Annotated in this window: 10 protein-coding genes and 1 pseudogene; 8 read left to right on the plus strand and 3 right to left on the minus strand. The window is 69.7% G+C overall.

The annotated features are described in order from the left end of the window. The first annotated feature begins 11 nt into the window (after positions 1–11). The 6 genes and pseudogenes from JZ792_RS12190 to JZ792_RS12210 all read left to right on the plus strand — a co-directional run bounded on the left by JZ792_RS12190 (position 12) and on the right by JZ792_RS12210 (position 4933). Positions 12–1010, plus strand: coding sequence for a helix-turn-helix domain-containing protein (locus JZ792_RS12190; protein WP_216910039.1), 999 nt, complete (start codon positions 12–14; stop codon positions 1008–1010). A 165-nt stretch (positions 1011–1175) separates the two neighbouring features. Then, complete coding sequence (locus tag JZ792_RS12195; protein ID WP_438804331.1) at positions 1176–1736, plus strand: bifunctional adenosylcobinamide kinase/adenosylcobinamide-phosphate guanylyltransferase; 561 nt, start codon at positions 1176–1178, stop codon at positions 1734–1736. A 134-nt stretch (positions 1737–1870) separates the two neighbouring features. Next, positions 1871–2932: pseudogene (gene cobT, locus JZ792_RS12200) on the plus strand (nicotinate-nucleotide--dimethylbenzimidazole phosphoribosyltransferase); the annotation flags it as partial. A 128-nt stretch (positions 2933–3060) separates the two neighbouring features. Further along, positions 3061–3183, plus strand: coding sequence for a hypothetical protein (locus JZ792_RS42635; RefSeq protein WP_256461409.1), 123 nt, complete (start codon positions 3061–3063; stop codon positions 3181–3183). Further along, positions 3180–3929 carry an adenosylcobinamide-GDP ribazoletransferase gene (locus tag JZ792_RS12205; RefSeq protein WP_216910045.1) on the plus strand — a complete coding sequence of 250 codons (750 nt, stop codon included), beginning with the start codon at positions 3180–3182 and terminating at the stop codon, positions 3927–3929. The genes JZ792_RS42635 and JZ792_RS12205 overlap by 4 nt, the downstream gene beginning before the upstream one ends. A 290-nt stretch (positions 3930–4219) precedes the next feature. After that, the gene (locus JZ792_RS12210) at positions 4220–4933 is read left to right on the plus strand and encodes an MBL fold metallo-hydrolase (protein WP_216910047.1); all 714 of its coding nucleotides are present in this window, start codon (positions 4220–4222) and stop codon (positions 4931–4933) included. 51 nt (positions 4934–4984) lie between these two features. On the opposite strand, the gene JZ792_RS12215 is transcribed toward JZ792_RS12210, so the two are convergent. Then, positions 4985–6085 carry a branched-chain amino acid aminotransferase gene (locus tag JZ792_RS12215; RefSeq protein ID WP_216910049.1) on the minus strand — a complete coding sequence of 367 codons (1101 nt, stop codon included), beginning with the start codon at positions 6083–6085 and terminating at the stop codon, positions 4985–4987. Between the two features lie 111 nt (positions 6086–6196). Next, positions 6197–7297, minus strand: a complete 1101-nt coding sequence (gene gcvT / locus JZ792_RS12220; protein WP_216910057.1) for a glycine cleavage system aminomethyltransferase GcvT — start codon at positions 7295–7297, stop codon at positions 6197–6199. 185 nt (positions 7298–7482) lie between these two features. Between gcvT and JZ792_RS12225 the strand changes: the two genes are divergently transcribed. After that, complete coding sequence (locus JZ792_RS12225) at positions 7483–8994, plus strand: leucyl aminopeptidase (protein WP_216910059.1); 1512 nt, start codon at positions 7483–7485, stop codon at positions 8992–8994. Between the two features lie 132 nt (positions 8995–9126). Here the strand turns inward: JZ792_RS12225 and JZ792_RS12230 are convergent, their stop codons facing one another. After that, the gene (locus JZ792_RS12230) at positions 9127–9489 is read right to left on the minus strand and encodes an oxidoreductase (protein ID WP_216910061.1); all 363 of its coding nucleotides are present in this window, start codon (positions 9487–9489) and stop codon (positions 9127–9129) included. A 257-nt stretch (positions 9490–9746) separates the two neighbouring features. Here JZ792_RS12230 and JZ792_RS12235 point away from each other — a divergent pair. Further along, on the plus strand, positions 9747–10093 hold a 347-nt coding region (locus tag JZ792_RS12235), incomplete at its 3' end, for a biotin/lipoyl-containing protein (RefSeq protein WP_308165268.1).

Raw genomic sequence — 10093 nt, forward strand, 5'->3', positions numbered from 1 at the left:
ACGCTGAGCCCATGCTCTCCAAGGTGGCCGTCGCGCTGTCCGAACCACTCGCCATGTTCGAATTCGGCGTCGTCTGCGAGGTCTTCGGCCTCGACCGCACCATGGACGGGCTGCCGGGATTCGACTTCAGGGTCTGCGGCGCCGAACCCGGGAAGCCGTTGCGCTCCACCACCCCCGGCGTCACGGTCACCCCGGATCACGGGCTCGACGCACTGCTCGACGCCGACCTCGTCGCCATCGCGGCGTTCCATGTCTCGGGCCTGGACAACCCCGAGAACCAGCCGATCATCGACGCGGTCCGCGCCGCCTACGACGCGGGCGCGATCGTGCTCACCGTCTGCTCCGGCGCGTTCATGGCGGGCGCGGCCGGTCTGCTGGACGGGCGCAAATGCACCACGCACTGGAAATACGTCGACCAACTCGCCGCCCGCTTCCCCGAGGCGACCATCGATCCCGACGTCCTGTTCGTCGACGAGGGCAATCTGATCACCAGCGCGGGCACCGCCGCGGGCATCGACGCCTGTCTGCACCTGGTGCGCAGGGAGATCGGCAGCAATGCCGCCAACGCCATCGCCCGCCGCATGGTGGTGCCGCCCCAGCGCGACGGCGGTCAGCGCCAGTTCATCGAGCGCCCCGTCGCCGCGTGCAGTTCGGAAAGTCTCGGCGAGACCCTCCAGTGGATGAACGAGAACCTCGAACTCCAGCACACCGTCGAGGAGCTGGCCGCCCGCTCGACGATGTCCACCAGGACCTTCGCCCGCCGCTTCGCCGCCGAAACCGGGACGACGCCGGTAAAATGGCTCACCAACCAGCGCGTTCTCTACGCGAAGCAGCTGCTGGAGGAATCCGATCTCGGACTGGAGCAGATCGCCGGACGCGCGGGTTTCGGTTCGGGCGCGCTGCTGCGTCACCACTTCCAGCGACTGGTCGGAATCGCGCCCACCGAGTACCGCCGACGCTTCGGTTCTTCCTCGGAAGGGCAGCGATCGGACCCGGCCCCGATCGGGTGAACGCGCTCCGCCGCTGATCGCGTCGCCTCGGCGTTCCCACCTGCCGGGCACGGGCACCGTCGGCAACGGCGAACCGCCCGGCGGATCCGGGCACATTCGTTCCGGCCGACTTCGACACGTGCCGAGATGGTTCCACGCGGGGCCGACGACCACGTGGTTGATAGATTGCCGACCGTGCCACCGCCGAGCGCCGACCCCGTCCGCCCACCGCGCACGCTCGTGCTCGGCGGAGCCAGGTCGGGGAAATCCGCGTACGCCGAAAACCTGGCCGGGGCGGACGGGCCGGTGCGCTACGTGGCGACCTCGGTTCCCGACCCCGCCGATCTCGATTTCGCCGAGCGCATCGCCGTCCACCGGCGACGGCGTCCACCGGATTGGTCCGTCGTCGAAAGTATCGACCCGGCAGGCGTTCTCGCCGATCCGTCGACCGGTGCGACGCTCATCGACGATATCGGCACCTGGCTCACCGCCCGCATCGATGCGCGCGCGGCCTGGGACGCCCCGCGCGGCACCGTGGGACCGGACGCGGATGAACTGGTCGCGGCGGTGGCCGCGTATCCGGGGCACCTGGTGATCGTGAGCCCCGAGGTCGGCATGGGCGTCATCCCGGCGACGCGTTCCGGGCGACTGTTCCGCGACGAGATCGGCACGCTCAATCAACGACTGGCCGCCGCGTGCGACGAAGCGTTCCTCATCGTCGCGGGTCTGCCGCTGCGCCTGAAATAGGCGACCGTTCGCCGTCGGCGCACGTGGTGGGCGGTGCGAACGAGTCGGGCGCTGTCACCGCGCGAGAACCGGCCGGGCAAGATTGGTCGGCGGAACCACGCGCGGCACAGACGCCCCGACCGAGAGGCTCGACAGTGATAGACGGATTCGGACCGGTCACACCCCCCGACCCGGAGACTCGTGCGGCGGCGGCGCGACGACAGCAGCAGTTGACCAAGCCCGCCGGGGCGCTCGGGCGGTTGGAGGAACTCGGCAACTGGGTCGCGGCCTGCCAGGGCGTGTGCCCGCCGGAACAGTTCCGGCGCGCGCGGGTGGTGGTCTTCGCCGGAGACCACGGGATCGCGCGCCACGGTGTTTCCGCCTATCCGAGCGAGGTGACCGCGCAGATGGTCGCCAACTTCCGCGCGGGCGGCGCCGCCGTGAACGCCCTGGCCGCGGTGGCGGGCGCGACGGTGCGCGTGGTCGATATCGCCGTCGACGCCGAAACCGACGAGGTCGTCGGCGCGCACAAGGTGCGCCGGTCCAGCGGATCCATCGATCGGGAGGACGCGCTCACCCTCGACGAGATCGACGCGGCGCTCGCCGTCGGCCGGGCCATCGCCGACGAGGAGATCGACGCGGGCGCGGATCTGCTCGTCGCGGGCGATATGGGTATCGGCAACACCACCCCGGCCACCGTGCTCATCGCCACGCTCACCGATACCGAACCGGTCCGCGCGGTGGGCCGCGGCACCGGTATCGACGACGCGGGCTGGTCGCGCAAGGTCGCCGCGATCCGTGACGCCATGCGCCGCGCGCGGCCCGTCGCCAAGGATCCGGTCGAACTGCTGCGCGTGGCCGGTGGCGCGGATATCGCCGCCATGGCGGGATTCCTGGCGCACGCCGCGAGCAGGCGCACGCCCGTCATCCTCGACGGTGTCGTCGTGACCGCCGCCGCGCTGGTCGCCGAGGATCTCGCCGCGGGCGCGCGCGACTGGTGGCTCGCGGGCCACCGTTCCACCGAACCGGCCCACGCCCTCGCACTCGGCCGCCTGCGTCTGGAACCGCTGATCGACCTCGGCATGCGCCTCGGCGAGGGTTCCGGCGCTCTCACCGCACTGCCGATCCTGCGCGCCGCCGTCGCCACCCTCGCCGAAATGTCGACTTTCGCCGAGGCGGGGGTCAGCACATCCGACGACAGCCCCGCAGCCGAGGCGGGCACCAGCACATCCGACACCCCTGAAGCGGAGGCGGGCGGCGGCACATCCGGTGGTAATGCCGAGGTCGGCATCGACACGTCCGGTGACGGCCCCGAGGCCGAGGCGGCGCGGCCGAATCTGACGAAATGAGTGGCTGCCCCGAAGGGCGTGACGCGACCGAAACGGGCATCGGGCCTGCCGTGTGCGAGAAGATCGTGGAGGGTCACGGCGGCAAGATCCGGATCGACAGCGAGCGCGCGCCGATATGAACGGGTTGCGGCTCGCCGTGTCCTGGCTGACCGTGCTGCCGGTGCGCGGGCCCGACGACGTCGATCGGAACGTCGCCGGACGGGCGATCGCGCTGGCCCCGGTCGTCGGCGCGCTGCTCGGCGCCGCGGCGGCCGGGCTGCTGTGGCTGTTCACCTCGGTCGGCGCGAGCACGCTGCTCGCGGGCCTGCTCGTCGTCGTCGCACTCGCGGCTGCGACCCGCGGCATGCACCTGGACGGGCTGGCCGACACCTTCGACGGACTCGGCAGCTACGGTCCGCCGGAGCGGGCGCGGGAGATCATGAAGGGTGGTGCGGCCGGGCCGTTCGGCGTCGCCACGATCGTCTTCGTCGTCGGACTCCAGGCGGTCTCGTTCGCGGCGCTCGCGGACCACGAACGGTGGTACGCCGTCGCGCTCGCGGTCGCGCTCGGGCGCACGCTCGTCGTGCTCGCCTGCCGACGCGGTGCGCCCGCCGCCCCCGGCACCGGCTTCGGCGCGCTGGTGGCGGACACGCAATCTCCGGTCACCGCGGCACTGTGGACGACCGCCGCGGTCACCGCCGCGATCTTCGCGGTGCCCGAGCGTCCCTGGCTCGGCCCCCTGGTCGTCCTCGTCGCGGTCGGGGCGGCGACGGTACTCGTCCGGCACACCGCGCGGCGTTTCGGCGGGCTTTCCGGTGATGTTCTCGGCGCGGTGGTGGAGATCTCGGTCGCAATATCCGCGATCGGGTTCTCCCTCGCGCTCTAGCGACGAACGCCACAGCGTTCCCTGCGGCATCCGTGCCCTCTCCTGTCACATCCGTCGGCGCGTCGACGGCCCGTACCGCCGGTTATGACCGTTCAGAGCGACGGTTGCCTTCGTCACCGCCCCGTCGGTACCCACCGATACTCCCGGCCGGAACCGGAAATCCGTATTCGCGCTCGACTCAAGCGAATTCGCCGCACACCCCGCGCGACGGCGACGCGTGCGCACCGGGCAACGGAATGTTTGCGGCACCGAGATGCCAACCGTCTGGGTCAGGACATAAGGTGAGCGGCATGTCTTCCGAGCGCATCTACTTCCGACAGCTGCTGTCCGGCCGTGACTACGCCGTCGGCGACCCCATCGCGACGCAGATGCGAAATTTCGCGTACCTGATCGGCGATCGGGAGACCGGCGAAGCCGTCGTCATCGACCCCGCCTACGCGGCCTCCGACCTGGCCGGGATCGCCGAGAGCGACGGTATGCGGCTCACCGGTGTGCTCGCCACCCACCACCACCCCGACCACGTCGGCGGGACCATGATGGGTTTCACCCTCGGCGGTGTGCGCGAACTCCTCGAAACCGTCAGCGTGCCGGTCCACGTGAACGCCCACGAGCTGGACTGGGTCGCCAATGTCACCGGGATCGCGCCCAGCGAGCTCACCGGCCACGAACACGGTGACAAGGTCTCGGTCGGCGCCTTCGACATCGAGTTACTACATACCCCCGGTCACACTCCCGGCAGTCAGTGCTTCCTGTTCGACAACCGGCTCATCGCGGGCGACACGCTGTTCGTCGACGGCTGTGGGCGCACCGATTTCCCCGGCGGCGACTCCGACGAGATGTTCCGCAGCCTGCGCCACCTGGCCGCCCTCGACGGCGACCCGGTCGTCTACCCCGGCCACTGGTACTCCCAGGAACCCAGCGCCACCCTGTCCAGCATCAAGGACAACAACTACGTCATGCGACCGCAGACCCTGGAGCAGTGGCAGATGCTCATGCCCGGCTGAGCGAGCCGGGGAACGACACCCGGGACGGCCGGGCCGACAGCCCGGCCGATCTCACATTCCGCGCATCCACCCGTGGATATCTTCGAAGGTGCCGCGCTGGATACCCGTGAGCGTGTCGCGCAGCGCCATCGTCACCTCGCCGGGTTCGCCGCCGCCGATGGTGAACTCCCCCTCGGCGGAGCGGACCCAGCCGACCGGGGTGATGACCGCCGCGGTGCCGCAGGCGAACACCTCGGAGATGTCACCGGATTCGGCGCCCTTGCGCCATTCCTCCACCGACACCTTGCGCTCCTCCACCGGATAACCCGAGTCGGCGGCCAGCGTGAGCAGCGAATCGCGGGTGATACCGGGCAGCAGCGATCCGGACAGTTCCGGGGTCACCAGACGGGCTTCCGAACCCGAGCCGAAGACGAAGAACAGATTGTTGGTGCCCATCTCCTCGACATAGCGGCGTTCGACGGCGTCGAGCCAGACCACCTGGTCGCAGCCCTTTTCCGAAGCCTGCGACTGGGCGAGCAGCGACGCCGCGTAGTTACCGGCCACCTTCGCCTCGCCGGTGCCGCCGGGAGCCGCGCGCACGTATTCGGTGGACAGCCACACCCGCACCGGCTTCACCCCGCGCGGGAAGTACGCGCCCGCCGGGGAGCCGAGCAGCAGGTATTTATAGGAGGCCGCGGGCTTCACACCGAGCCCCGTCTCGGTCGCGAACATGAACGGCCGCAGGTACAGCGAGTCCTCGCCGCCCGCTTGCGGCACCCAGTTCCCGTCGGCCTCCAGCAGTTGGCGCACCGACTCGATGAACAGTTCCTCGGGCAGTTCGGCCATCGCCATCCGGCGGGCGGACCGCTGGAAACGCGCGGCGTTGGCATCGATCCGGAAACAGGAGACGCTGCCGTCGGCCTGCCGGTAGGCCTTGAGTCCCTCGAAGATCGCCTGCCCGTAGTGGAAGACCATGGTCGACGGGTCCATCGCGAGCGATCCGTACGGCTCCAGCCGCGCGTTGCTCCACCCCTCGCCCTCGGTGTAATCGATCGACACCATGTGGTCGGTGAAGAACCGGCCGAATCCGGGTGCCGCCAGAATCTCCTGTACCCGCTGCGCCGGGGTGGGCGCAGGATGAGGGATACGGGTGAACTGTGCAGCAGCGGTCATGGAATGGATCTTATCTGCCACCTTTTCCCGGCGTTTACCGCCTTGGTCACGACTCGGTAGAGGCGACGGCGGTCGCCGGGAACGACCGCCGAGCGGTATCGGTGGAGGACCTCAGGCGGTGCGGGTCTCGACGAACGGCGGTTTGACGACCGAGCAGCGCAGCCGCCGCCCGCGTACGTCCACCTCTACCTCGATATCGGGCAGCAGATCGCGCACGGTGTCGACGAGGGCCAGCGCGATACCCACCTTCAGGGTGGGCGAGAAGGTTCCCGAAGTGGTTTCGCCCACCGGTTCCCCGTCCAGCAGCACTTCCTGCCCCTGGCGCAATACCCCGCGATCGATGGCCTTGAGTCCCACCAGGGTTCGGCGCGGACCCGCGGCCTTCTCGGCCTCCAGCGCCCCCTTGCCCCAGAATTCGGGCTTCTTCCAGCCGACCGCCCACCCGCAGCGCGCCTGCACCGGTGTGATGTCGGTCGACAGTTCGTGGCCGTGCAGCGGATAACCCATCTCGGTGCGTAGGGTGTCGCGCGCGCCGAGTCCGGCGGGCTGACCGCCCGCGGCGCGCACCGCGTCGACCAGCGCGCGGAACAGCGGCTCGGCATCGTCCCAGCGCGGCAGCAGTTCGTAGCCGTGCTCGCCGGTGTATCCGGTGCGGCACACGCGGACCGCGCGACCGTCCCACTCGGCGTCGGCGTAGGCCATGTACTCGAGATCGGTCGGCAGTCCGAGCGCGGTCAGCACGTCGGCCGATTTCGGGCCCTGCACGGCGAACACGGCGAAATCGCGGTGTTCGTCGGTCACCGTGACGCCCTGCGGCGCGGCCTTGCGCAATTCGGCGACCACGGTCGCGGTATTCGCCGCGTTGGGCACCAGGAAGATCTCGTCCTCGCCGACGTAGTAGGCGATCAGATCGTCGATCACGCCGCCCTCTTCGGTGCAGCACAGCGTGTACTGGGCCTTACCCGGCCGGATTCGGCCGAGATCGTTGGTCAGCGCGGAGTTCACGAATTCCGCCGCGCCCGACCCGCGCACGGTCGCCTTGCCGAGATGACTCACGTCGAACAGACCGACCGCGGCGCGCACCGCCTGGTGTTCGGTGACCGTCCCCGCGTACGACACCGGCATCTCCCACCCGCCGAAGGGCGCGAAAGTCGCGCCCAACTCGGCGTGCACTCCGCGGATCGGGCCTTGCAGCAGGTTCGTCTCGGTCACCCGGCGAGCTTAACCGCCGCAGAACCGCCATCGGGGCGCCACGCGATCGAACCCGTGCGGCGGCGCTCGCGGCGGCCGACAGGGAAACCGTGGCGTGTCGGTGACGTTCGTTTCGACAGGCGTTCGGCCCGCTACTCGGTGGCGTCGCGCTGCGATACCGGAAGCGAACCGAATAACCTGTGCCAATGACAGCTGTTGCAGATCGCTCGCTCGGACCGGAACTGGCGCGTACCGAAACAATCGGCCCGGACACCGACGTCCTCGTCATCGGGTTGACCTCTTCGGAGAACGGCCCGGCCATCGCGCCCGACGACTTGTTCAGTGACGTGCTCGGCGCCGACATACGCGCGGAGCTGCTGGATCAGCTCGGCGCGGTCGGCGCCAAAGGTAAACCCGAAGAACTCACCCGGGTCCCCGCTCCCGCCGGGCTGGAAGGCGTGACCAGTGTGCTCGCGGTCGGGCTCGGCTCCCCCGACAAGGTCGACGCGGAACAGATCCGTCGCTCGGCGGGTGTGGCGGCCCGCTCGCTCAGCGGCACCGAACTGGTCGTGACCACCCTGTCCGGACTCGATCTCGGGGCCGCCGCCGAAGGGTTCTACCTGGGCGCGTACACCTTCACCCCGTTCAAATCCGGCAAATCCGCGCCGAAGCCGGACGAGCGTCCCGTGGTACGGGTCGAATTGCTCGTCCCCGAACCGGAATTCGGGACCACCGAACTGCTGCGCGCGCAACTGGTCGCCGAAGCCGTCGCCACCGCGCGCGATTTCGTCAACACCCCGCCGAGCCATCTGTTCCCCGCCGAATTCGCCACGCGCGCGGCGACGCTCGCCGAGGCCGCGGGGCTGGAGGTCGAGGTCCTCGACGAGAACGCCCTGGAAGCGGGCGGTTACGGCGGTGTGCTCGGCGTCGGCAAGGGTTCGTCGCGACCGCCGCGGCTGGTCCGGCTCACCTACGCGGGCGGTGACAAGAAGGTCGCGCTGGTCGGCAAGGGCGTCACCTTCGACACCGGCGGTATCTCGATCAAGCCCGCGCAGAACATGGAGAACATGACCTCGGATATGGCGGGAGCGGCGGCGGTCATCGCGGCCACCCTGCTCGCGGCGCGGCTCGGCCTGCCGATCACGGTGACCGCCGTCGTCCCGATGGCCGAGAACATGCCGTCCTCCACCGCGCAGCGTCCGGGCGACGTGCTCACCCAGTACGGCGGCACCACCGTCGAAGTGATCAACACCGACGCCGAGGGCCGCCTGATCCTGGCCGACGCCATCGTGCGGGCGGGCGAGGACTCCCCCGAGTACATCATCGACGTCGCCACCCTCACCGGCGCCCAACTGGTCGCGCTCGGCACCCGTACCCCGGGCGTCATGGGCACCGACGATTTCCGCGACCGGGTCGCCCGCATCTCCCGCGAGGTCGGCGAGAACGGGTGGGCCATGCCGCTTCCCACCGAACTGCGAGCCGACCTGAATTCCAAGGTCGCCGATCTCGCCAATGTCGCGCCACATCGGTGGGGCGGCATGCTCTCGGCCGCGCTGTTCCTCAAGGAGTTCGTCCCCGAGGGCGTGCAGTGGGCCCACCTCGACGTCGCGGGTCCGGCCTACAACACCGGTGGGCCCTTCGGCTATGTCGGCAAGGGCGGTACCGGGGTTCCGGTGCGGACCTTGATCGCCGTCATCGAGGACATCGCGGCGGAATAGCCGGGTCGCCCGGGCACACGCGGCCCGGGCACACGTCGGATTTCCAGCGACGGCGGCCACGCGCCTCCGGACGACGAAGGATTGCCGCGCGCTCGGTCGAGTCGGGATCGGACACCGATCGAGCACGCGGGCTCAGAGATCGCGCAGTTCGTCGTCGAAGGCGCGCTGCCGCTCGATCCGCTTGCGCGCGTCGTGGTCGCGCATCCGTTGCGGATAGCCGGTCTTGCCGACGTCGTAGACGGGGATCCGCAGATCCGAGGCCAAGCGCCGCGCCCCGCGTTCGCCGACGATCCGGCGGGTCCATTCCCCGTCGGAGGCGACGAGTACGACAGTGACATCGGTCACTGTCGTCTTGGGTTCGAGGAACCCCTCCACCCCTTCGCGGGCGCGCACCCAGTCGGCCAGGTAGCGAGTATCCGCGTTACCCGCACTCCCCCGATGCCCCGTACCTCTACCCCCGGTCACAGCGCCACGGAAACGATCCAGCAAACCCATCGACGCCGACCTCCTCACGGCACGGCGGAAACCTCACCACCGGTCTTTCCATCTTGCCAGCTGGGCGGCAGATGGACGCCCTGTGCTACATGCCACGCGATCGAGTGCAAGGATGGATCGCGGTACAAGAACCACACGGATCTCCGGTGCCGCCGAATGGTCGGTGGCTTGCGGACTTTCGCCGCGACCCGCGGCGCGAGGTCCGCCGGAGATCAACTGTTGTAGAACCCGTCGAGCAGTCAGAGGAGTCAACGGACATGGCCTTCTCCGTCCAGATGCCGGCTCTTGGTGAGAGCGTCACCGAGGGAACGGTGACCAGGTGGCTGAAGCAGGAAGGAGACACGGTCGAGGTCGACGAGCCGCTGCTCGAAGTCTCCACCGATAAGGTCGACACCGAAATCCCGTCGCCGGTGGCGGGCGTGCTGTCGAAGATCGTCGCCGCCGAAGACGACGTTGTCGAGGTCGGCGGTGAACTCGGCGTGATCAGCGACGCCGGCGAAGCACCCGCGGCCGAGTCTTCCCCCGAGCCCGAGGCCGCAGCGCCCGAGCCGGAACCCGAACCCGAGCCGGAACCCACCCCGGCGCCCGCCGCGCAGTCGGCCCC

It is taken from the genome of Nocardia noduli (assembly GCF_019038455.1).
Classification (GTDB): Bacteria; Actinomycetota; Actinomycetes; order Mycobacteriales; family Mycobacteriaceae; genus Nocardia; species Nocardia noduli.

What these genes read in the sequence shown, in the direction of transcription:
- JZ792_RS12205 (WP_216910045.1), top strand. Translation starts at nt 3,180, where the DNA reads ATGAACGGGTTGCGGCTCGCCGTGTCCTGGCTGACCGTGCTGCCGGTG.
- JZ792_RS12225 (WP_216910059.1), top strand. Translation starts at nt 7,483, where the DNA reads ATGACAGCTGTTGCAGATCGCTCGCTCGGACCGGAACTGGCGCGTACC.
- JZ792_RS42635 (WP_256461409.1), top strand. Translation starts at nt 3,061, where the DNA reads ATGAGTGGCTGCCCCGAAGGGCGTGACGCGACCGAAACGGGCATCGGG.
- JZ792_RS12230 (WP_216910061.1), bottom strand. Translation starts at nt 9,489, where the DNA reads ATGGGTTTGCTGGATCGTTTCCGTGGCGCTGTGACCGGGGGTAGAGGT.
- JZ792_RS12190 (WP_216910039.1), top strand. Translation starts at nt 12, where the DNA reads ATGCTCTCCAAGGTGGCCGTCGCGCTGTCCGAACCACTCGCCATGTTC.
- JZ792_RS12215 (WP_216910049.1), bottom strand. Translation starts at nt 6,085, where the DNA reads ATGACCGCTGCTGCACAGTTCACCCGTATCCCTCATCCTGCGCCCACC.
- JZ792_RS12210 (WP_216910047.1), top strand. Translation starts at nt 4,220, where the DNA reads ATGTCTTCCGAGCGCATCTACTTCCGACAGCTGCTGTCCGGCCGTGAC.